Origin of the sequence: Synechococcus sp. F70.1, assembly GCF_047502745.1 — a bacterium.
GTDB lineage: Bacteria > Cyanobacteriota > Cyanobacteriia > Thermostichales > Thermostichaceae > Thermostichus.
The window spans coordinates 16,338-38,213 of the sequence record NZ_JANSJL010000057.1; the positions used below are offsets into that span (position 1 = coordinate 16,338).

Sequence of the window (21,876 nt, forward strand, 5' to 3'; positions counted from 1 at the left end):
TCCACGGTGTCTGTCCTCCTCCACTTGCTAGCGCAACACGCGAAACAGGCTGGGGATCCCAGCCACCTGGGGAAGCTGTTGGATCTCGGCCAGCGCCTGGCGGCAGTCGGCCTCGCGCACAGTGTGGGTGAGGATTACAATCTCCGCCAGCTCCTGGTGGCACTCCTTTTGGGTGATGCTCTCCAGGCTTACCCCATGGCGGCCAAAGCAGGTGCCAATGGCCCCCATCACCCCTGGCCGGTCTTGGGCCAACACCCGCACATAGAACTCCGACTGCACCTCCGCCAGCGGCAGCAGCGAGGCAATAGGGGGAGAGGCAGGCAATCCCCACAGAGGATTGGGGAGATGGGCCCCTGTCTGCAGGTGGGCAAGCAGGGTGAGCAGATCCCCGACCACAGCGCTGGCCGTTGGCCCCCGGCCCGCCCCTGGCCCAGCCAGCACCACCTGCCCCAAGGGATCCCCTTGCACCCAGACGGCGTTGTCCGCCCCCTGGATGTTGGCCAGCGGGTGGGTAACGGGCAGCAGCGCGGGGTGAACGCGAATGTCCAAGGTTGTTTCCGCTCCCTGCCCCTCAGTCCTCTGGGCGATGGCCAAAAGCTTAAAGGTATAGCCCCACTCGCGAGCATAGCGGAGGTCGGTGGGGCTGATGCTGCCGATCCCTTCGCAGGGGATGGCCTGCCGCGGCACCGCGACCCCAAAAGCCAGGCTGGCCAAAATGGCAATCTTGTCCGCCGCATCCCATCCTTCCACATCGGCACTGGGATCGGCCTCCGCATAGCCGTGAGCCTGGGCCTGGGCCAGCGCTTCGGCAAAGGAGCTGCCCTCCTGGGCCATCTGGCTAAGGATGAAATTGGTGGTGCCGTTGATGATGCCCCAGACCGCCTGAATGCGGCTGGCCCGTAGCGACTGCTGTAAAGCCTGGATGACGGGGATCCCACCCCCCACCGCTGCCTCCAGGAGCACGGCCACCCTGGCCTGGGCGGCAGCCTGAAAGATCTCCATCCCATAGCGGGCAATCACTGCCTTGTTGGCCGTGATCACCGGTTTGCCGTGGTCAATGGCTTTCAGGATAAGGCTGCGAGCCGGCTCCAGGCCGCCCATGAGCTCAATGACCACATCAATCTCTGGATCCGAGACAATCCGCTCTAGGTCAGTGGTCAGGCGCTCAGGCGGAATCGACACCAGCCGCGGCTTGTCCAGGGAACGCACCCCCACCGCCGCAATTTCGACTGCCTGCAACAGAGGATGAGGAGGGCGCTGTAAGATCTCGACCACGCCTGTGCCGACAGTACCCAGCCCCAATAGCCCAACCCGATAGACCACAGCCGCTCCCTCGTCTGCCGCTCCCTGCGACCCGAAGACTTCCCTACCTTTACCAGGTTGACACACTCCTAGTCCCATCAGGACGAGATCTTGGCCATCTATCCCGAGGCGCTATAGGAAGGCGCGTCGAGACAGCCCCAGGGATCCCTCGCCGCGGGGACAGTGCCGGTTTGGGGTTTATGCTGAAGGGGGGATCCTCTACAGTTCATAGCCTTCATGTCCAGAACCTGTACCATCTACCGCCGCGCCCAATTTGCTGCCAGCCACCGCTACTGGCTGCCGGAGCTTTCGGAAGCCGAGAACCTGGCCCGCTTCGGCCCCCATGCCCGCTTTCCTGGCCACGGCCACAACTACGTGCTGGAGGTGGGCCTGACGGGGGAGGTAGACGAGTACGGCATGGTGCTCAACCTCTCGCAGGTGAAGCGGGTGATTCAGGAGCGGGTAATTCGGGAGCTGAACCTTGCCTACCTCAACGAAGCTTGGCCAGAGTTTGCCCAGACCCTGCCCACCACCGAGTTCATTGCCTATGCCATCTGGCAGCGCCTGGCCGATGCTCTGCCGCTAGCCAGTGTGCGCCTCTACGAGGATCCCCACCTTTGGGCCGAATACCGAGGAGAAGCCATGGAAGCTTACCTAACCGTTGCCACCCACTTTAGCGCCGCCCATCGCTTGGCCTTGGATCACCTAAGTTTGGAGGAGAACACTGCCATCTATGGCCTCTGCGCCCGCCCTCACGGCCACGGCCACAACTATGGCCTGGAGATCACCGTCAAGGGATCCATCGACCCGCGCACGGGGATGATTGTGGACTTGGCGGCTCTGCAGCGGGTGATCGAGGAGCAAGTGGTCAAACCCCTGGATCACACCTTCTTAAACAAAGACATCCCCTACTTTGCCCAGGTGGTGCCCACTGCGGAAAACATCGCCCTCTACATCCAGCGGCTGCTGACTCTGCCCCTGCGGGAGCTAGGGGTGCGCCTGCACCGCGTCCGCCTGCAGGAAAGCCCCAACAACAGCAGCGAGGTCTACGGGGAGTTTCCCTTGGAGGAAGCGGAACAGGATTTGGCAAGTGGGGCTGAGCCAGCCGCCTGTGCTGGATCTCGTTGAGCTCAGCGGCCAACTCTCGGCCTTTGCCCACTACCTGCAGCAGGAGTCGAAGGCCAGCCAAGAACGCCTGCGCCGAGTCTGGCAAGAGTTTGCCTGCTTGTGGCAGGAGCCCCGGCTCTGGCAGCCTCGCTGGGTGGAGTGGGGATCCCTGCCCAAAGTTGAGCCTCTGCAGGAGCCGCACACGGTGGTGGCCACTGACGGCTCCCAGATCCCGCCCGACCACCTCGAGGTCGCCTACTCCTCGGGGCAGGTAACCCTCCACTACGGCACACAAGAGTGGCCACTGCTGGGCAGCCAGCCCCTACTGCTCTACGGGGAGGAGCCCCTCAAGCCGCCTGAGCGCTCCAACTTTCTTTCCGACGGCTCTCCGCTGCCCGTCCGGCCAAAGGGAGCCTAGCCTAGACATGACGTGGACACCGAGGAGGTGCTGGCCCTGTGCCGCTCCCAAGCAGAACTTCACTTGGCCCTGTTGCTGCCTAGGACTAGCGCTGCTCGATGAATCCCTCACCCCTGGGGAACGGAGCTGCTTGTTCTGGAAACTTTTAGGGAACACTACTGGTTAGCAGGGAAGGGATCCCGAAATCGCTCGCCTAGAGTTTCCTGCTTGGGTAGCTCAAGACGCTGAGCTGCCCCAGCAAGCCCTAGCGGGGGTTTGGTGGAGCAGGAGCCTGTCCGCACTGGCCTGCGCCATCTAACCGTCTCCTGCAAAGAGGCTCAAAAGCGAACCGGCATCACCTAGTTGGTGCCAATGGTGGGGAACCGTTCTGAGATCTCCACGAGTGTCACTTCCTCCAAGCTGCGGGCAGTTGCCCCTTGCTCTTGAGAGAGCCCAGAGGCTAAAGACGGAGCCAACTTTAGCCTAGGCAAAATGCTTGCCCGAACAAATGAACCTGCTAGCCTACTAGCATCGACTGCTGGGATCCCGGGCACCATAAAGAAGGCTGCAGCCCATTGAGGGGATCCCTCTTCAACAGTTAGGGTTGCCGAGGTATCTAAGTCTTGGTTGCCGATATGATGAGCCAAGCTCTTCTGCGCAGCATCGTCTCTCCCTTAACCTCCAACCCCCTCTGGTACAAAGACGCGATCATCTACGAGCTACCGGTGCGCGCCTTTTTTGACAGTGACGGCGACGGCGTGGGCGACTTCCAGGGCTTGACCGAAAAGCTGGACTATTTGCAAGAACTGGGGATTACAGCCGTCTGGCTGCTGCCGTTTTTTCCTTCTCCTCTAAAGGATGACGGCTACGACGTTTCCGACTTTACCAACGTTAACCCCGAGTTGGGCACTCTAGAAGACTTCAAGATCTTTCTGGATGCTGCCCATCAACGCGGGATTCGCGTCATCATTGAGCTTATCCTCAACCACACCTCGGATCAGCACCCCTGGTTTCAGCGGGCCCGACGAGCTGCTCCCGGCACTCCCGAGCGCGACTTCTACGTTTGGAGCGATACCCCCGAAAAGTACAAAGAGGCCCGCATCATCTTTCAGGACTTTGAAACCTCCAACTGGACCTGGGATCCGGTGGCCAAAGCTTACTACTGGCACCGCTTCTACTCCCACCAGCCCGATCTCAACTACGACAACCCCGCCGTGCAAAAAGCCATGTTCGAGGTGGTGGACTTCTGGCTGAGCATGGGGGTAGATGGCATGCGGCTGGACGCCGTGCCCTATCTCTACGAGCGGGAAGGCACCTCCTGCGAGAGTCTGCCAGAAACCCATGCCTTTCTCAAGGCTCTGCGCCGACACATCGACCAAAGGTACCCCGACCGCATGCTGCTGGCTGAGGCCAACCAGTGGCCGGAAGATGCCGTAGCCTACTTCGGCGATGGGGACGAGTGCCACATGGAGTTCCACTTCCCCCTCATGCCACGGCTCTTTATGGCCCTCCAGATGGAGGATCGCTTCCCCATCGTTGACATCCTGCAACAAACCCCTCCCATTCCCGAAACCTGCCAGTGGGCCATTTTCCTGCGCAACCACGACGAGCTCACCCTGGAGATGGTCACTGACGAGGAGCGGGACTACATGTACCAGGTCTACGCCAAGGATCCCAAGGCGCGGATCAACCTGGGCATCCGCCGCCGCTTGGCTCCTCTCTTGGGCAACAGCCGCCGCCGCATTGAGCTGATGAGCAGCCTCCTGTTTTCCCTGCCGGGGACGCCGGTGATCTACTACGGCGACGAGATTGGCATGGGAGACAACATCTACCTAGGGGATCGCAACAGCGTGCGCACCCCCATGCAGTGGAGCGCTGACCGCAACGCTGGCTTTTCGCGGGCCAACCCCCAGAAGCTCTACCTGCCCGTCATCATCGACGCCGAGTACCACTACGAAGCCGTCAATGTGGAAGCGCAGCGGAATAACCCCCATTCCCTCTGGTGGACAATGAAGCGGATGATTGCCGTGCGCAAGCGCTTCCAGGCCTTTGGCCGCGGCTCTTTTGAGGTGCTGCACCCGGAAAACCGCAAAGTGCTGGCCTTTGTGCGGGCCTACGGCGACGAGCGCATCCTGGTGGTGGCCAATCTCTCGCGCTACGCCCAGTGGGTGGGGCTGGATCTGTCCCCGTGGGAAGGGTTGATCCCAGTGGAGATCTTTGGGCGCACCGAGTTTCCCCCCATTGGGCGGCTGCCCTATTTCCTAACGCTGGGCCCCCACTCTTTTTACTGGTTCTCCCTCGAGACCAAAACGAAGCAAATTCACCTCAGCCCTAGCAGGCCAGAGGAGCAGGTCCGCCCGGCCACTCTGGTTGTTCAAGATGGTAGTTGGGAGAGCCTCTTTCAAGGGGAAAACCAGAAGCAGGTGGAGGCCGTCTTGGGAGACTACCTCTACCGCTGTCAGTGGTTCAGCTCCAAAAACCGCCAGCTTCAGTCGATCCATATTTTGCAGGCCATCCCTTGCCGTCGAGAAGGGGATCCCTTGCTGCGAAGCCAGATCTTGCTGCTCCAGGCCGAGTTCCTCGAGGGAGATACGGAGCTCTACTCTTTACCCGTGGGCTATGCCACTCAAGAAGCAGCCGTACACCTGCGCGTAGAGGCGCCCCAGGCAGTCATCCTCCCTGTGCAAGTGGCCGGGGAGCCAACGGAAGTGATTTTCGACGCTCTGGCTGATAAGACCTTCTTGTTGGGTCTGCTGCAGATGATTGTGCAGCAGAGCCGTCTGCGCCACGGTCGGGGAGAGCTTTGGGCCACTAGCTTTGCCACGCTTGAGTACGACCCTAGCCTGGAGCCTCGCCTCCTCAAGGCGGAGCAGAGCCACACCTCGGTGGTCTACGGCAACCAGTACCTCCTCAAGCTCTACCGCCGGTTGGCTGAGGGGGTAAACCCGGAGCTGGAGGTTGGCCGCTACCTGCTAGAGCACCATCCCCAGGTGCGGGTGCCGCGGCTGTTGGGATCCCTGGAGTATCGTCGTCGCCGCGGGACGCGAGGCTCTGAGATTACCTTGGCCATTTTGCAGGAGTACATCCCCAACGAGGGAGATGCCTGGCACTACACCCTAGACACTTTGGAACAGTTCTTCGAAGCCGTGCTTGTCCACCACGCCGCGGTGGAAGCGGTGCCGGTGCCTCAGGGCTCTTTCCTAGAGCTTGCGCAGCTTCCCCTGCCGGAGCTGGCCTATGCCACCATTGGCAGCTACCTGGAGTCGGTGCGGATCTTAGCCAAGCGCACCGCCGAACTCCACCTTGCCTTGGCCGCTGACACCGAGAACAAAGACTTTGCGCCGGAGCCTTTCTCCAGTCTCTACCAGCGCTCCCTCTACCAATCCCTGCGCAACTTGGTGGGCCAGGTGTTTCCCGTCTTAGCCAAGCAGATCCCCAACCTGCCAGAGCTGGAGGCCAAGCTAGCCCGGACGGTTTACGACCAAGAAGGGGAGATCATGAGCCGCTTCCGCCTGATCCTGGAGCGGAAGATCACGGCTTTGCGCACTCGCTGCCACGGGGATTACCACCTGGGCCAGGTGCTGTTTACCGGCAAGGACTTTTTCATCATCGACTTTGAGGGCGATCCGCGCCGGTCCCTGGGGGAGCGCCGCCTCAAACGCTGCCCCCTGCGGGATGTGGTGGCGATGCTGCGCTCTTTCCACTACGCTGTTCACACCGCCTTGCGCCAGCAACTGGAAAGCGGCCTGGTCTGCGGAGACAAGTGCCCTGACATGGGGCGCTGGGCCCAGTTTTGGTACCGCTGGGTTTGTGCTGCTTTCTTGGCCGAATATCTGCAGGTGGCTTCCCAAGGGGCTTTTCTGCCCCGCAGCCCGCAGGAGCTGGAAGTGTTGTTGGATGCCTATCTGCTGGAAAAAGCTATTGACGAGCTGGGCTATGAGCTCAACCACCGCCCCGAGTACGTGGAGATCCCTCTGCGCGGGATCCTACAATTGCTAGGCATTTCCACCAAGGTCTGAGGATCCCGGATGTGCGGACGGTTTAGCCTGGCGGCGGCCCCCGAACTGCTGCAGCAGCATTTTCAAATCAAGATGGGGTCATGGCTGGCGCTCCAGCCCCGCTACAACATCGCCCCTTCTCAGCCGGTGCTGGCAGTGGTGGCCTCAACGGAGCTGGGACGGAAGGCAACCCAGTTCCGCTGGGGCCTGATCCCCAGGTGGAGCCGAGCTCCCCAGGCTGGCTGGATCAATGCCCGTTCTGAGACGGTGGCTGAGAAGCCCTCTTTCCGCGAGGCTTTCCGCCGCCGCCGCTGCCTGATCCCGGCAGATGGCTTCTACGAGTGGGCCGACCAGGGCACGGCCAAGCGACAACCCTACTGGTTTTACCTGGTGGATCGGCCGGTGTTTGCCTTTGCCGGCATTTGGGAGCGCTGGCGCAGCCCACAAGGGGTGGAGATAGAAACCTGCGCCATCCTCAACACGCCGGCCAATCGGCTGATGGGGCTTTTCCACGAGCGGATGCCGGCCATTTTGCTAGAAAGCGACTACGAGCTCTGGCTGGATCCCCAGGTGCAGGATCCCAAGCGGCTGTTGCCCCTACTCCGCCCCTACCCGGCAGAGGCCATGGCCGCCTACCCCGTCAGCACCTATGTGAACAACCCTCGCCACGAGGATCCCACTTGCCGTGCTCCCATCGGGGAAGCGGTGCAGGGATCCAACCTCAGCGAGCCCGCCGGTAGCGCATCCCCGGCAGTTGCACCAGCCACCCCTCCAGTTCCATGAGGAGCAGGGTGCTGGAAAGGGTGGCCATGTCCATCTGGGTGGTTTGGGCTAGGGCGTCGAGGCTGAGGACCTCATTGCCCAGGATCTGCCAGAGGAGTTGCTGCTGGGGATCGCTGGGGCCAGGGGACGCAGGCTGTTCTGGGAGCGGGGATCCCGGAACCAAGCCCAGCTCTTTGAGCAGATCCTCGATCCCCAGGATCATGCCTGCCCCATTGCGGATGAGCTGCAGACAGCCACGGGCTGCCGCCGTGTCGATATTCCCTGGCAGGGCGTACACTTCCCGACCGTAGTGGTTGGCGAGCTGAGCAGTAATCAGCGCTCCTGAACGCTCTGGGGCTTCCATCACCAAGGTGGCGCGGCAGAGGCCGGCAATGATGCGGTTGCGCTGGGGAAAGTGCTCCTTGGCCGGCGGCGTGCCGGGGGGATACTCGCTGAGGACGACCCCTTGCTCCAGGATGCGTTGGTAGAGGGGGCGATGATGGGCGGGGTAAACCTGATCCACCCCCGTTCCCAGCACAGCCACCGTCTTGCCCCCTGCCTCCAGACAGGCCTGGTGGGCGATGCCGTCGATCCCCGTGGCCAATCCCGACACCACCACACAGCCGGCTTGCGCCAGGGCGGCGCTGACTTTCTGGGTCCACTGCCGACCGTAGGCGGTGGGGGCGCGGGTGCCGACAACGGCAATGGCCGGCTGCTGCCAGTCAGGACATTCTCCCAGGACGTAGAGAACAGGCGGCGGATCCGGCAGCTCCCACAGCAGCGGCGGATAGCCAGGATCCGCAGGGGTTAGGAAGGGGATCCCCGGCTTTTGAGTTTGCTCCAGGATCTCCCCAGGGTCGAGGGCGGGACGGGCGGAAACAATCGCCTCTGCCAGGGTGGGGCCAATGCCCTCCACCTGCTGTAGGGCCAGGGCGTCCGCCTGCCAAGCTCGCTCCAAGGATCCAAAAAACTCCGCCAGCCGCTTGAGGCGGTGGGGGCCGATCCCTCTAACCCGCGCCCAAGCGAGCCAATAGGGCCGCTCCCTTTCTCCGCGGCTTGGCCAAGGCTCCCTCTTGAGGGCGAGAGGTGAAGGAGAACTGGAGAAGGACAATTGTCTGCACCAGTGGCTGTATCTTACATAATCGGCAAAAAATCAGGAGATGGACAAATGTCAGGGTTAGATTCCGCGGGTGGCCCTCAGGAAGCCAGGCCACTGCGGTTTGGACAGGTGCGCCAGGCTTGGGTGTGGGGGGCTTACCCCCTGCTGTGGCTGTTGACCTGGGTCGGATCCCGCTCTGCCCAGCCGCAGCTTTGGGGGATCCCGGCCTGGTATTGGCTGGCGGGATTGGCTGTCCTGCTGTTGGTACCTCTTAACTTCTACATTGTGCGCGTTTGCTGGCCGAGAGGCGGAGATGAGTAACACGGTTTTGAGTCTGGGTGTGGTGGGGGCATACTTGCTGCTATTGGCGGCCATTGGCTTCTGGAGCTATCGCCACAGCGGCCAGGATCCAGTGAGCTATTTTTTGGCAGGGCGAGGGCTGGGATCCCTGGCCTTGACCTTAACCACCCTGGCGACGCTGCTGAGCGCCTTTACTTTCCTTGGGGTGCCAGCGGATGCCTACACCCACGGCCTGGGGATCTTTCTAGGGGTAGGGGTCACCACCGCACTGATCTCGGGGCTGTTTTTCTGGGTGGGCTACCGGGTGTGGCTGGCAGCGCGCCACTTCGGCTTTATTACCCCTTCCGAGTTTTTTGGCCACCGCTTCAATAGTCCTCTCCTGGCTCTCCTCTATTGCCTGAGCGCCCTGACGTTTACCGCCCCTTACATCAGCATCCAGATTATCGGTGGGGCGCGCACGCTGGCTGCAGTCTTGGGGGAGGGGACCCCCTATTGGCCTCTGGCGGTGGTAGTGGCCTTGGTGATCTTGGCCTATGTCCTCTTTGGCGGATCCCAGGCTGTGGTCTGGACGGACGTGGTGCAGGGGATCATCTTGGTTTTGGGGATGGGGGTGGCTCTTGTGGCAGTGGCTTTGAGGTGGGGCCAGGAGGCTGGCAGCCAGTTGGATCCCTGGCTGAGCTTGCCCGGCCCGCAGGGGCGCTGGAGCTGGCAGACGCTGCTTGGCAACCAACTGCTGTTTTTCATGGCCACGCCCCTTTTTCCCCAATTTTTCCAGCGCTTCTACATGGCCAAGAGTGCCCGTCCCTTCCAAACCCTGATGGTGGTCTGGCCGCTCCTCATTCTGCTGGTGTTTTTCCCGGCAGCCCTCATTGGCGTCTGGGGCCGGCTGGCTTTTCCTGAGCTGCAGCAGCCGGATCAGGTCATGCCGCTGATGTTGCAGACCCTGCCCAGCGGCGTGGCGGCGGTGGTGATTACAGCAGCGCTAGCAGCTTTGATGTCCACGGCGGACTCGCAACTGCTTACAGCCAGCTCCCTGGTTACGCGGGATCTGGTGGTTACTTTTCTCAAGCGCCCGCTTTCCCCTCACCAGGAGGAGCTGTTGGGCCGCGGGGTAGTGTTGGGGATTGGGCTAGTTTCCTTTGCCATTGCCGTCAGGCCGCCAGGGCTTATTGCCCAGATTGCCACCTGGAGCTTTCAGGGCTATGCCATGCTCTTTCCCATCCTGATGGCCGGCCTGTACTGGAAGCGGGCAACTCGCGCTGGAGCCGTGGCCGGGGCTTTGGTCTCCAGCAGCCTCACCTTGGGGTGGCTTTCGGGCCTGTTGCCCAAGGCTTGGACAGGGGGCTGGCTGCCGGTGATCCCGGCGGTGGTCATCGGCACGGCGGTGCTGGTGGGGGTGAGCTTGCTGACTCAGCCTGACCAGGAGAGGGTAGCCGCCTACTATGAGAACGGCCCTTGGGCGGGGGAAGGTTGCTCAGCTTCTGCCGGCGGCCAACCCCTTGAGAACCAGGAAGGTGCCGCCTAGAAAGAGCAGGCCCATCAGCCCAGCCAGAGGGTTGTTGCCGATCCCGGTGAGCCACGCTGGCGCCCTCCCGGTGTACTCGATCCAGGCCAAGTTGTTGACCCAGGTAACGCCCCACACCCAGCCGGCGTGCAGCCCCAAGCTGAGGCCTAGTTTGTTTTGGTTCCACACTTTTGCTTGAGCCAGCAGCAGGCCCATCAGCCACAGCCCTGGAAACTGAGGCCAGGTGGCAAGAACCTCCGCTGGCGGCTTCAAGAAATGGGCCAAAGCAAAGAGAAAGCTGGATCCCCATAGCGCCCTTGTCCAGCCGTAGTCCAACGCCATTTCCTGCACTAGCCAGCCGCGGAACACCAGCTCTTCCACCAGCGCCACTGCCAGGCCCACCCCCAGCCCGAGCAAGCCATAGCCGAGCAGGGATCCCCCTTCCACTGGCTTCCAGCTCAGCCAGCCCAGGGCCCCCTCCAGGCCAAACAGCAGGAAAAGCCCCCCGGCACCGATCCCCAAGCCCCAGAGGATCCCAGCCCGACAAGTCCAACTACTGTCCAAGCCATAGGCGGCAAACCCGGATCCCCACTGCCACAGCCAAAGGAGCAGCAGGGCATACAGCGGCAACCAAAGGTAGTCTTGCCCAAAGAGAACCCCCCCTAGCCCGACCCACGGCAGCCAGGCCAAGAGGGGGATTCCCAAAAACAGCAACAGGCGCAGCGGAAAGGGAAAAACCTTGAGTTTCGCAATCAGCAGGCCCACCCACGCTGCTCCTAACTAGCGTTCCGGCTCAATCGAGCTGGTGAGGCCGTGCTGGCGCAACTGCTCACAATAAAACTCCGCAGGTTCCCGCGGCACCACGATAACCACGGCAACGCCGTTGTTGTGGGCTTCCAGCATGATTTCGGTGGCTTGCTGCGGCAGCAGGGATGGGATCACCTTCAGCAACACCTGCACCACGTACTCCATGGTGTTGACATCGTCGTTGTGCAGCAACACCCGGTACATGGGCATGTGCTTTGGGGTTACAGAAGGCTTAACCAGGGTCTCCGTAGCCACGACGATCCCTCCTTACAGCAAGGCAAGACGTACACCTGCAAAAAAAAGGGGCAGAAAGGGGAAAAAGCCTTAATGGAATTTTAGCCTTCTCGGCAAGAGCCGTGAGGGGGAGCGGAAGAGAATTAAGACAATCTCACGGCTAGCGGGATCCCCTACTGAGATAGGTGACACTGGGACTAGGTTGCCAAAGTGCCGCGGAGCGCGAGGCCCAAGGAGGGGAGTATGAGCAGGAGCCTGCTGGAGCAGTTGCGAGAGATCACCGTCGTGGTGGCCGACACGGGGGATATCAATGCCATCGAGACCTTTAAGCCGCGGGATGCCACCACCAATCCCTCTTTAATCACAGCGGCCGCCCAAATGCCCCAGTACCAGGGCATTGTCGATGAAACTTTGCTCAAGGCTCGCCAAGACCTGGGATCCAAAGCCGACCTCAAAACCGTGGTGGCCCACGCCGTCGACCAACTGGCGGTGGCCTTTGGCGTGCGCATTTTGTCCATTATTCCTGGCCGCGTCTCTACCGAGGTAGATGCCCGCCTCTCCTACGACACGGCAGCTACGGTTGCCAAGGCCCGCCATCTCATCGAGCTCTACAAGGCAGCAGGGGCGGATCCCGAGCGGGTGTTGATTAAAATTGCCGCCACCTGGGAAGGGATCCGGGCTGCCGAGATCCTGGAAAAAGAAGGGATCCACTGCAACCTTACCCTGATGTTTGGCCTGCACCAGGCCATTGCCTGTGCCGAGGCGGGGGTAACCCTCATCTCGCCTTTCGTGGGTCGCATCCTCGACTGGTACAAGAAACACACCGGCCGGGAGAGCTACCCGCCCGCCGAAGACCCAGGCGTGCAGTCGGTAACCCAGATCTACAACTATCTGCGCAAATACGACTACCCAACAGAGGTGATGGGCGCCAGCTTCCGCAACATCGGGGAAATCCTCGAGCTGGCCGGCTGCGACCTGCTCACCATCTCGCCACCTCTGCTAGCGGAGCTGCAAAACACCGAAGGCCACCTGGAGCGCAAACTGGATCCGGAAAAAGCCAAGAAAATGGACATTCCCCGCCTGGTGATGGACCGAGCCACCTTCGATCAGATGCACCGGGAAAACCGCATGGCCTCGGAAAAGCTGGAGGAAGGGATCCAGGGCTTCTCCAAGGCGCTGGAGGTGCTGGAAAAACTGCTCGCCGAGCGGCTGCAGAAGCTGGAGGGCGGCAAGGAGACGATTACCCACGCCGCCCAGGATGTCTTCCGCCTCTACGATCTGGATGGGGATGGCTTCATCACCCGCGAGGAGTGGATGGGGGCAGATCGCGTCTTCGATGCCCTCGACACCAACCAAGATGGCAAAATTACCCCTGAAGAAATGCTGGTTGGCCTAGGGGCAGCCGTTTACTTGAGGAATTAGCTCCATGGGCAAGAACTTCCGCCGCATCGGAGATGGGGTAGCTGCCCTAGAAGCTCAAGCCCGCCGCTGGATTGCCCAACGGCTGCAGGGGATCCCCTACGACCCGCCGCCGGGGCCGGCAGCCAGCCAGGTGCTGCAGTGGATAGAGAGGGACTTGCTCCCTCGCCTGCAGCAAACTCCCCAGGAGCTGGAAAATCTCCTACGCGGTCTCAATGGCGGCTATGTGCCCAGCGGCCCTTCCGGCGCTCCCACGCGGGGCCGGGTGGAGGTGTTGCCCACTGGGCGCAACTTCTACTCGGTGGACATCCGCGCCATTCCCACCCCGACAGCCTGGCAGGTTGGCTCGCTGGCTGCCGAGCGGTTGGTGGAGCGCTACGTGCAAGAGCAGGGGGAATATCCCCGCCATCTGGGCCTATCCGTGTGGGGAACTTCCACCCTGAGAACCGGTGGCGAGGACTGGGCCGAGGCGCTGGCGCTTTTGGGGGTCAAGCCCCGCTGGGATGGGGGACGGGTGGTGGATATCGAGATCCTGCCTGTAGCGGTTTTGGGGCGTCCCCGCGTGGATGTAACTCTGCGCATTTCTGGGTTTTTTCGGGATGCCTTTCCCAACCTGATTGCCCTCTTCGACCGGGCCGTGCAAGCTGTGGCCGCTCTGGAGGAGCCGGAAAGCGACAACCCCCTGCGGGCTCAGGTGCTAGCCGATACCCAGTACTGGCAGGAGCAAGGGATCCCTCCCTCAGAAGCGGCCAAGCGAGCGCGGCTGCGCATCTTCGGCTCCAAGCCGGGGGCCTACGGGGCCGGTCTGCAGGGGCTGATCGAGGCGCAAAACTGGGAAACGGAAGCGGATCTGGCCCGCGCCTACCTCAACTGGAGCGGCTACGCCTACTGGGCCGAGGGGGAGGGAGAGCCAGCCCCCGAAGCGCTGCGGCGGCAACTGGCCCGTCTGCAAGTTGTCCTGCACAACCAAGACAACCGCGAGCACGATCTCCTCGACTCGGACGACTACTACCAGTTTCAGGGGGGCATGGTGGCAGCGGTGCGAACGCTCCAGGGCCGCAACCCCCAGATCTACTTCGGGGATCACGCCCGTCCCCACAACCCCAAGATCCGCACTCTGGCCGAAGAGATCGACCGCGTCTATCGCGCCCGCGTCGTCAACCCCAAGTGGATTGCCGGCGTGATGCGCCACGGCTACAAGGGCGCCTTTGAGATGGCCGCCACACTGGACTATCTCTTTGCCTACGATGTCACCACCCACGCCGTGCCAGACTTCATGTACGCCGGGGTGGCCCGCGCCTACCTGCTGGATCCCCAGGTGCAGCAGTTTTTGCGAAGCCACAACCCCTGGGCCTTGCGGGATATGAGCGAGCGGTTGCTGGAGGCCCACCAGCGGGGCTACTGGCAAGAGCAAGCCCAGGAATTGCTGCCTCAGATCGAAGCCCTCATGCTGGAGATGGAAGCCCAGCTAGAGGCCAGCCAGGGATCCCTAGCGGGAGAACGTTAAGTTCGGCTAAGATTCTTCTCATCCAAAGAGATCCCAGACATGAGCAAAGCCAAGCTGTTGCGGCAGATTCTGGGGCCGCTGCTAGAAGACTACCACTACTGGTTTGAGCGCTGCCGTCGCTTTTTGCAAGAAGAAACCCTGGACTTCATCAGCCCAGAAGTGCAGCAGTCCCTCCTGGAGCGGGTCTTGGCTGCCCAAGCGGAGTTACAAGCAGCGGAAGCTCTCTATCGGTTATCGGACAATGAAGTTGGCATTGACCCGGCCCTGATGGCAAAATGGCATCGCCTGCTGATGGAGTGCGCCGAGCTGGGCCGCCGCTTTCGCCAACTTCACCCCTCTTCTGACTCCTCTGACTCGTGATGCTGCAGATCCTCTACCTCATTGCTTTTGTCGCCATTGCCTTTGTGGCGCTGCGCAACCTGGTGGTTAACGTAGTAACTCTAAGCAAAGAAGAGCCCAAGGCCTCGCCGCGTCGCGCTCGCCGACAGGCGCCCCACCCGGAGCTCTTGGATGCGGACGGCAACCTGACGGAAGAGCCTTTGTTGGTTATTCGCACAACCAGCCTGGAGGAAGCCCGCAGCCGCCTGGAAGATCTCTACTCTGGATCCCCTGACGAGGATTGAGAGCGACAGGGGGGCTGCCGACCCCTGCGCAAAAGCTCAAGCAGGAGAGCCTTAGCTTCCCCTGGCTGCAAAGGCAGGCTGGCGGCCCCCGCCAGCCGACTAGCTGCGAATGGAGAGGCGGGATCCCTGGGGAGAAGGCTGCACCTCGATGCGGCAGGGAAAGGCATCTTGCAGGCTCGGGATATGGGTAATGACCAGGAGGCAGGCAAACTCGGAGGCAATGGCGTTGATGGCCGCCAGCAGCTGGGCCCGCCCGGTGGCGTCCTGGGATCCAAACCCCTCGTCGATGATCAAGGTTTGCAGGTCAGAGCCGGCGCGCTGGGTGAGCAGGCGAGACAACGCTAGGCGAATGGCGAAGTTGATGCGGAAGGCTTCTCCCCCGGAATAAGTCTCGTAGGGGCGGGTGCCGCGGGGATCAGCGATGAGGACGTCGAGGGTTTCGATTAGCTTGTCCGAACGTCGCCCCGAGCGCTGGGTTACAAAGCGGAGTTGCAGGCGGTGCTGGGTGAGGCGGCCCAGGATCTGGTTGGCCTGGGCTTCTAGCTCCGGCAGGACGTTTTCGATGATCAGGGCAGGAATGCCGTTGCGGCCGTAGGCGTTGGCCAGCTCTTGGTACACCTGCTGCTGGCGGCGGGCTTGCTGCAGTTGCTGCTCCAGCTCGGCTTGCTCCGCTTGTCGCTCAAGGGCTTGCTGCAACCGCTGTTGGGCCGCCCCAAGCTGAGAGAGCACCTGATCTAGCTCTTGCCGGTGCTCCTGCAGGGCTTGGCGGATCCCTTCCAGGTGAGCAGGTGAGACCTCGGGCTGCTCCGCCAGCTGTCGCTGTAGCGCCTCCAGCTCTTGGGTGGCCTGGGCAAGCTGCTGGCGGCTTTCCTGTAGGCGTTGGGCCAAGACCTGGCTGCGGGCTCTTGCTTCTGGCAGCTCCTGGCAGGCCATCTGGAGGGCTTGCAGGCGGGCCGGCCACAGTTGCGCCTGGGCCAGCTCTGCTTTTACTTGCTGGTGCAGGGATCCGTCATAGCCAAGGTGGTCCAGCGCCTGCTCGATCTGGGCCAGCCGTTCCGCCAGAGCAGTAGAGGAGGCTGTCTGCCGCAGGGCTTCTAGCTGCGCTTGCAGGGAGGCGATTTGCTCGGCCAGGCGAGGGCGGCGCTCTTGGGCTTTGCGCAGTTCCTGGGAGCGGCCCAGGGCCCAGCGCCAGCGCTCCAGCTCTGCTCGTTGCAGGGCGTGTTCCCGCTCGTCGTAGCCCAGCTGCTGCAGGGACTGCTGGATCTGGGCAAGCTGCTGCCGTGCCTCTTGGGCGTAGGCTTCTTGGCTGAGGAGCTGCTCCAGTTCTGCCGCTTCTAGTCGCCAGGCCTCCAGCTGCCGACGGCGCTCCTGCTCGGCCTCCCACTGCTGTTGCAGGCGCCCCTGGAGGTGCAGTCGCTCGTCCCAGGTGGCCAATTCCTGGCCAAGACGCTGAGCTTCTTCTTGCAACAGCCCGATCTCCCGGTCGGCCACCGCCAGTTGCTCGCGAATGACAAAGAGCTCGCCGGCAATCTCCTCTTGGCGCTGGCGGTGTTTTTGCAGCACCACCGCCCTCAAAGGCGGGCTGAGGGGGCGAGCGCAGAGGGGGCAAACCCAGAGCTGGGATCCTGGCGTGGCCAGCCCTGGGGCGGGCGGTGCGGGCGCAGCAGGCTGCTCCGAGAAGGCTGCTTCGGGGGTGGCTTTGTCTGCCACGGCCTTCACCCCCGCCAAAGCAGGGACAGAGTAGGGCTCTCCGGGTTCAGGAGGGTCAGCGCCTGGGCAATTCGGATCCTTCTGGAGGGGGAAAGTTTCCCAGGGATCCTCTAGCAGGCGGCAGTGCTCCTCCTCCTGTTGCCACTGCTGCTGGAGAACCCGCTGCCGCTCCTGCAGCTTCTGCACAAAGAGGCGGCGCTCTTGGATTTTTTCCAGCACCTGCTGCTGGTAGAGGCGCTGCCGTTCCAGCTCGGCCAGGGCCGCTGCTCCGGCGGCAATTTTCTCGGCCAGTTGCTGCTGCTGTTGGGCCAGGCTCTCCTGGCTTTGCAGATGCTGCTTGAGGAACTGGAGGCGGGCTTGCAGGCGTTCCCGCTCGCGGCGGATCTCCTCCTGCCAGTGCCGTTGTTGCTCTAGGAGGGTGGCCGCTTGAGCCTGAGCCTCGTTCAAGCTCTGCAGCCGCTCATAGGCCTGCCGGTAGTGGTACAGGGCGTTTTCAATGCGCTCCTGTTCGGCCAGGAGTTGGGCATCGGCCTGAGCCTGGACCTGGCAGGCAGCCAATTCCTGTTGCAGCTGTTGCATCCTCTGCAGGTATTGCTGCTGTTGCTCGGCCTGTTGGGCCTGCAGCTTTTGGCGTTCCTGCACCAGCTGTTGTTGCTGCTGGAAGAGATGGTGGAGATGGCGATCCTGCGCCATCAGGGCTTGATAGCGTTCGTAGCCGGCCTGGATCTCTTCGCTTTTGGCAACCAGCTCTTCCAACTGCAAAAGCTGCTGCCGCTGCGCTCGCCACTGCTGCTCGGTGTGGTGCAGGTTGGCGCTGAGCTTGTGCACATGGTGGGCAAGCTGCTGGTACCGCTCCTGGAGGGTGCGGCGATGTTCGTAGGCGCGCTCTAGAGCCTGCAACTCCTGCTGCTGCTGCACCAAGAGCTGTTGCAGATGGGTTTGCCGTTGCTGAAGCTGCTCCAGTTGCGTTTGGATTTGCTCGAGGTCGGTGGGGTGTTGCTCCAGCTTGCGCAGGCGCTCTTGGAGCAGGTCGGCTCTGAGCTTGGCGCTGCGGGCCTGTTCGCGGCAGCGCTCGGCCAGCAAGTCGTACTGGCCCAGCTTGAGCATGTCCGCCAAGACCTGCTTGCGCTCGCCGGGGCGCTTTAGGGTAAAGGCATCGGCCTGTCCCTGGCGCAGGTAGGCGGAGTGGAGAAAGGTGTCGTAGTCAAGGCCAAGCTGACTTTCAATTGCCTCTTGAGTGGCGCGCAGGCCCCGGCGGGTAAGGCTGCGCCAACGGGCTTGGCCCTCGCTTTCTCCAATCTGGATTTGCCACTCCAGGGATCCCTCCCCCGAGAGGTGACGGCTGCGCAGGACGCGGTAGGTCTGTCCGCGCGAGCGGTAGATCACCTCCACCCAGGTTTCGCTAGCTCCTTTGCGGATGAGATCGCTGTCGTTGCTGGCCCGGCTCTGGCCCCAGAGGCCCCAGGTAAGGGCATCAAGCAAAGCCGATTTGCCTGCCCCGTTGGGACCACAAATGCAAGCGGTGTGGATCCCGCGCAGATCCAAAACCGCCTGAGAGTAGCAGAGAAAGTTGCGTAAGGTCAGGCGAACCGGGATCACAGGGGCGGCTTTGGTTGCAGCAAAACCATGGCGATGAGCCCTTTGCTCTAGTCTATGAAGTTATTTGCCAGATCCCAAGTCCTGCATCGGCCAATGCCCCCAGGTCAGATTCAAAGACGCCCTGCCCGGTCAAGCTGCCAAAGTCGTTTTGGACCAGAGCGCTAGCTGAGCTTTTGGATGGGTGCAATACGGGGATCCAAAATTTTTTGGCCCACCGCGGGAAACCTCACAGCTAAGGTAACCTGGTCGCCGCTGCCAAAGATGTGAGTAATTTGCCCCTGGCCAAATTTGGGGTGTTGCAAACAGTCTCCCACCGCCCAGCGCTGGGATCCCTCCCAGCCAGTAGCTGCCTCTCTGGGTTCGGCTACCCGGCGAGGTTGCAGCAGGCCGCCTCTCTGCCACTGGATCAGGTTGTGCGGCAGCTCACTCAAAAATAGAGAGGGGATGGCAGGCTCGCAGTTGCCGTAGAGGCGTCTTTTGCTGGCGTAGCAGAGAAACAATTGCTCGCGGGCGCGGGTAATGCCTACGTAGCAAAGGCGCCGTTCTTCTTCCAAAGCAGCCGGATCCTCCAGGGTGCGGAAATTGGGAAACAGACCCTGTTCCAACCCCACCAAAAAGACCACGGGGAACTCCAGTCCTTTGGAAGTGTGCAACGTCATCAAGGCAACTTTCTCGGCCCCTTCCTCCAGATTGTCCAAATCCGCAGCCAAAGAGACAGCGCTCAAGAAAGCCTCGAGGCTGGGATCCTCCTCTTCTTCCTCAAATTGACAAGCGGCGTTGTAGAGCTCCATCACGTTGGCAATTCTCTCCTCAGCCTCTGGCGTGCCCTGGGCCTTGAGATCTGCTAGATACCCAGAATCCCGCAGCAATTCTTGCAAAAGGGTAGCAGCGGAAACCTGCGCTACTTGTTTGTGCCAATGTTCGATGAACTGGGCAAACTGGATAACCGGCTTGGCGGAGCGCCCCACCAGCTTGGTTACAGCAGCCTCGTCGCAGAGGATGGCCCACAAAGGCACATTGAGGGCAGTTGCTGCTTCGGTTAGTTTGTCCAAAGTGGATTTGCCAATACCCCGCCGCGGCACATTGATAATGCGCAACAGGCTAAAGGAGTCGGCAGGGTTGAGCACGGCCCGCAAATAGGCCAGCACATCTTTAATTTCCTTGCGCTCGTAAAATCGCAGCCCGCCCACCACTGTGTAGGGGATCCCCCACCGCAGCAAAACCTCCTCAAAAGGGCGAGATTGGGCGTTGGTGCGGTAGAGGATGGCAAAATCTCCCCAGGAAGAGTTGGGATTTTGGCTGTGTAACTTGCGAATGGTGTTGACCACAAACTCAGCCTCTGCCATCTCGTCCTCCGCCTGGTAGCAAACGATAGGATGGCCTGGAGGGCGAGTTGGCCGGAGAATTTTATCGATGCGCTCCGTGTTTTTCTCGATCAAGACGTTGGCTGCCTTCAAAATAGTAGCTGTAGAGCGATAGTTTTCCTCCAGCTTCACCATGGTGCGGGTGTCGTCGTCTGGAAGGCCATCGCCAAAGGTCTCTTGAAACTCGAGCAAAATGGTAAAATCTGCCCCGCGAAAGCGATAGATACTTTGATCCGGATCACCCACCACAAAGATGGAGCGATTGGTCCAGTCCCACTTGGAGCGGCAGCTCTCCCCATTGGTAACTAGCAGCCGGATGAGTTCGTACTGGGTGCGGTTGGTATCTTGGTATTCGTCCACCAAGATGTGCCGAAAGCGCTGGTGCCAGTAGGCCAAAACCTGCTCGTTTTGGCGGAAAAGCTGCACCGGGATCCAAATTAAGTTGTCGAAGTCGAGGGCATTATTGGCCGCCAGTTGATCTTCGTAGAGCTCGTAAACCTGAGCTAGGACGCGGCCGCGGAAATTGGGCTGGTGGCGCTCCAGATCCGCAGGAGTCCAGCCCTGGTTTTTGGCCTTGCTGATGGCATGGCGCACCAACTTGGGATCAAACTGGCGCTCATCCAAGTTAAGCCGATTGATCACAATTTCTTTAATCAAAGAGTAGGCGTCAGACTCGTCAAAGATTGAGAAATGGCGAGTCCACCTGCGTCCCTTGGGATCCCGATATTTTTCAATCTCCAGGCGCAGGATCTGGGCAAATAGACTGTGAAACGTGCCGATCCAAAGGGGCTTAATCCAACGGTGGTAAACACTGGATTTCAGCCGGGTGGCCTGAGCAGGCTCCAGTTGCGCCAAAGGGATCCCAAATTGTTCCTGCGCCTCCTGCTCGGCAAAAAGCTGCTCGATGCGCTCCTTCATTTCGCGAGCGGCCTTGTTGGTGAAGGTAACGGCCAAAATCTCCTCTGGATTTACCCGATAGTGGCGGATGAGGTAGGCAATGCGGTGGGTGAGGGTGCGTGTCTTGCCGGAACCTGCCCCCGCCACCACCAGCAAAGGGCCACAAAAGTGCTGCGCCGCTTGGCGTTGGGAGGGATTGAGGCCATCCAACAAGGAACTAGAAGCCATATTTATTGCCGCCCCCGAGAGACTGCTTTCCATTATGGGCCCAGGCTGGCAACCCAACGGGGGTGGGAAGCCCGACCAGGAGCGCCAAGGCCAAAGATGAAGATTGGTTAAGATTTGGCCAGCCCACCCCAGAACTTGCTGCTATGAAACGAGTTTTGCTTGGCTGCGGCTGCCTGCTTGCTTTTCCAAAAAGACTTGTCGCTTGTGGGGTTGCTACCTTTGCTCTCCTCTTCTTGGGCCCGTTGGCTCCAGCTCAAGCTGGCAACTGCCCCAGCAACGGCAGCCCCAACGTATCCCTTGACCTCAGGCTGGAAAGCATTTCCGGGGATCCCCTTGACCTAGGCAGCTACCACGGCCTGCAGGCGCTGATCTTAACCAACCGCCAAACCCGCTCCCAAGCAGAGGCCCTCTCCACAAGTTTGGCTCTGGAGTTTGGGCACAACCCTCGGCTGCGCCAGGTTGTGTTGATCGATGGCAGAGGGCTGCAGCTGGTGCGAGACCTGGTTCTGCAGGCCATCCGCGAGAGCGTGCCGACAGATCCCCGCTTGGCTTCTCCGTTTGTCCATGTCTCGGTTGATTTCGAGGGGGCAGCCATCCAGAAGCTGCAGGAGATCGCCGCCGAAGTGCTACCCGGGATCGATTTTCGCCGCCAGGCCGCCCTGCTGCTTTTAGACGGTCGGGGCACGCTTCTAAGTGGGTTTGCCAACCTGGACCAGTCCAATCTCCGCATTCGCCAGTGCATTCGTACGCGCATTTGACCAAGAAAACTGGGTTTCAAGCCCTGCCGTTGAGAGCGGCTTTTTGTATGATGCTCTAGATAGCAGAAGGACAACTTTGCATGTACTTTGTCCGCAAGCTCAAGCTGGGAGTTTCAGACCAACTGCAACTTTTGAGCAGAGCCGCAGGCGAGCTGTACTCCAAGACACTCGTCAGTTTTTGGCGGGTTGTTCGCAAGAAAGGTCTTTGGTTGAAGCCTGCCACGCTTATGCGTTGGTTTCCCAGTGATCCTGAAAACAGAC

The 21,876-nt window shown here is 61.1% G+C and carries 16 protein-coding genes and 2 pseudogenes; 12 read left to right on the forward strand and 6 right to left on the reverse strand.

Going from position 1 to position 21,876, the window contains the following annotated elements:
* Positions 1 to 27 precede the first annotated feature (27 nt).
* A complete protein-coding gene (locus NW860_RS05740; protein ID WP_414512971.1) occupies positions 28 to 1,323 on the reverse strand; it encodes a homoserine dehydrogenase in 1,296 nt (431 codons plus the stop codon).
* Positions 1,324 to 1,539: 216 nt separating this feature from the next.
* On the opposite strand from NW860_RS05740, the gene NW860_RS05745 reads away from it, so the two are divergent.
* The 4 genes from NW860_RS05745 (at position 1,540) to NW860_RS05760 (ending at position 7,587) form a co-directional block, all read left to right on the forward strand.
* Positions 1,540 to 2,430, forward strand: coding sequence for a 6-carboxytetrahydropterin synthase (locus NW860_RS05745; protein WP_414512973.1), 891 nt, complete (start codon positions 1,540 to 1,542; stop codon positions 2,428 to 2,430).
* Positions 2,414 to 2,827, forward strand: a complete 414-nt coding sequence (locus tag NW860_RS05750; protein WP_414512975.1) for a hypothetical protein — start codon at positions 2,414 to 2,416, stop codon at positions 2,825 to 2,827. Before NW860_RS05745 ends, NW860_RS05750 begins: the two co-directional genes overlap by 17 nt.
* A 617-nt stretch (positions 2,828 to 3,444) precedes the next feature.
* Entirely contained in the window at positions 3,445 to 6,825 is a 3,381-nt protein-coding gene (treS, locus tag NW860_RS05755; RefSeq protein ID WP_414512977.1) for a maltose alpha-D-glucosyltransferase, read from the forward strand.
* A 9-nt stretch (positions 6,826 to 6,834) separates the two neighbouring features.
* On the forward strand, positions 6,835 to 7,587 hold the full coding sequence (locus NW860_RS05760; protein WP_414512979.1) for an SOS response-associated peptidase: 753 nt from the start codon (positions 6,835 to 6,837) through the stop codon (positions 7,585 to 7,587).
* On the opposite strand, the gene dprA is transcribed toward NW860_RS05760, so the two are convergent.
* Positions 7,526 to 8,677, reverse strand: a complete 1,152-nt coding sequence (gene dprA, locus NW860_RS05765; RefSeq protein WP_414512980.1) for a DNA-processing protein DprA — start codon at positions 8,675 to 8,677, stop codon at positions 7,526 to 7,528. The two genes, NW860_RS05760 and dprA, sit on opposite strands and share 62 nt — an antisense overlap.
* A gap of 57 nt (positions 8,678 to 8,734) precedes the next feature.
* Here dprA and NW860_RS05770 point away from each other — a divergent pair, with 57 nt between their 5' ends.
* Positions 8,735 to 8,986, forward strand: coding sequence for a hypothetical protein (locus tag NW860_RS05770; protein WP_414512982.1), 252 nt, complete (start codon positions 8,735 to 8,737; stop codon positions 8,984 to 8,986).
* Entirely contained in the window at positions 8,979 to 10,490 is a 1,512-nt protein-coding gene (locus NW860_RS05775) for a sodium:solute symporter family protein (RefSeq protein WP_414512984.1), read from the forward strand. The genes NW860_RS05770 and NW860_RS05775 overlap by 8 nt, the downstream gene beginning before the upstream one ends.
* Here NW860_RS05775 and NW860_RS05780 read toward each other — a convergent pair.
* Both NW860_RS05780 and clpS read right to left on the reverse strand, forming a co-directional pair.
* Entirely contained in the window at positions 10,440 to 11,234 is a 795-nt protein-coding gene (locus NW860_RS05780) for a lysostaphin resistance A-like protein (protein WP_414412065.1), read from the reverse strand. The two genes, NW860_RS05775 and NW860_RS05780, sit on opposite strands and share 51 nt — an antisense overlap.
* Before the next feature lie 15 nt (positions 11,235 to 11,249).
* Positions 11,250 to 11,531 (reverse strand): ATP-dependent Clp protease adapter ClpS, encoded by a 282-nt coding sequence (gene clpS, locus NW860_RS05785; RefSeq protein ID WP_414396415.1) that lies wholly within the window; start codon positions 11,529 to 11,531, stop codon positions 11,250 to 11,252.
* Between the two features lie 222 nt (positions 11,532 to 11,753).
* On the opposite strand from clpS, the gene NW860_RS05790 reads away from it, so the two are divergent.
* The 4 genes and pseudogenes from NW860_RS05790 to NW860_RS05805 all read left to right on the forward strand — a co-directional run bounded on the left by NW860_RS05790 (position 11,754) and on the right by NW860_RS05805 (position 15,059).
* Positions 11,754 to 12,932, forward strand: coding sequence for a transaldolase (locus NW860_RS05790; RefSeq protein ID WP_414512986.1), 1,179 nt, complete (start codon positions 11,754 to 11,756; stop codon positions 12,930 to 12,932).
* 19 nt (positions 12,933 to 12,951) lie between these two features.
* A pseudogene (locus tag NW860_RS05795) lies at positions 12,952 to 14,436 on the forward strand (cobaltochelatase subunit CobN); the annotation flags it as partial.
* Positions 14,437 to 14,475: 39 nt separating this feature from the next.
* A complete protein-coding gene (locus tag NW860_RS05800) occupies positions 14,476 to 14,796 on the forward strand; it encodes a DUF2605 domain-containing protein (protein ID WP_414406072.1) in 321 nt (106 codons plus the stop codon).
* Complete coding sequence (locus NW860_RS05805; protein ID WP_414512995.1) at positions 14,796 to 15,059, forward strand: DUF2973 domain-containing protein; 264 nt, start codon at positions 14,796 to 14,798, stop codon at positions 15,057 to 15,059. The genes NW860_RS05800 and NW860_RS05805 overlap by 1 nt, the downstream gene beginning before the upstream one ends.
* Positions 15,060 to 15,158: 99 nt before the next feature.
* Here the strand turns inward: NW860_RS05805 and NW860_RS05810 are convergent, their stop codons facing one another.
* Positions 15,159 to 18,368 carry an AAA family ATPase gene (locus tag NW860_RS05810; RefSeq protein WP_414512989.1) on the reverse strand — a complete coding sequence of 1,070 codons (3,210 nt, stop codon included), beginning with the start codon at positions 18,366 to 18,368 and terminating at the stop codon, positions 15,159 to 15,161.
* A 161-nt stretch (positions 18,369 to 18,529) separates the two neighbouring features.
* Complete coding sequence (pcrA, locus tag NW860_RS05815) at positions 18,530 to 20,857, reverse strand: DNA helicase PcrA (RefSeq protein ID WP_414512991.1); 2,328 nt, start codon at positions 20,855 to 20,857, stop codon at positions 18,530 to 18,532.
* 242 nt (positions 20,858 to 21,099) lie between these two features.
* Here pcrA and NW860_RS05820 point away from each other — a divergent pair, with 242 nt between their 5' ends.
* Both NW860_RS05820 and NW860_RS05825 read left to right on the forward strand, forming a co-directional pair.
* A complete protein-coding gene (locus tag NW860_RS05820) occupies positions 21,100 to 21,615 on the forward strand; it encodes a hypothetical protein (protein WP_414406069.1) in 516 nt (171 codons plus the stop codon).
* An 80-nt stretch (positions 21,616 to 21,695) separates the two neighbouring features.
* A pseudogene (locus NW860_RS05825) lies at positions 21,696 to 21,876 on the forward strand (RNA-guided endonuclease TnpB family protein); the annotation flags it as partial.

Bases quoted from the DNA above. Each gene is read 5' to 3' on its own strand.
- NW860_RS05745 (WP_414512973.1), top strand. From the start codon at position 1,540: ATGTCCAGAACCTGTACCATCTACCGCCGCGCCCAATTTGCTGCCAGC.
- treS (WP_414512977.1), top strand. From the start codon at position 3,445: ATGAGCCAAGCTCTTCTGCGCAGCATCGTCTCTCCCTTAACCTCCAAC.
- NW860_RS05760 (WP_414512979.1), top strand. From the start codon at position 6,835: ATGTGCGGACGGTTTAGCCTGGCGGCGGCCCCCGAACTGCTGCAGCAG.
- NW860_RS05770 (WP_414512982.1), top strand. From the start codon at position 8,735: ATGTCAGGGTTAGATTCCGCGGGTGGCCCTCAGGAAGCCAGGCCACTG.
- NW860_RS05775 (WP_414512984.1), top strand. From the start codon at position 8,979: ATGAGTAACACGGTTTTGAGTCTGGGTGTGGTGGGGGCATACTTGCTG.
- NW860_RS05790 (WP_414512986.1), top strand. From the start codon at position 11,754: ATGAGCAGGAGCCTGCTGGAGCAGTTGCGAGAGATCACCGTCGTGGTG.
- NW860_RS05800 (WP_414406072.1), top strand. From the start codon at position 14,476: ATGAGCAAAGCCAAGCTGTTGCGGCAGATTCTGGGGCCGCTGCTAGAA.
- NW860_RS05805 (WP_414512995.1), top strand. From the start codon at position 14,796: ATGCTGCAGATCCTCTACCTCATTGCTTTTGTCGCCATTGCCTTTGTG.
- pcrA (WP_414512991.1), bottom strand. From the start codon at position 20,857: ATGGCTTCTAGTTCCTTGTTGGATGGCCTCAATCCCTCCCAACGCCAA.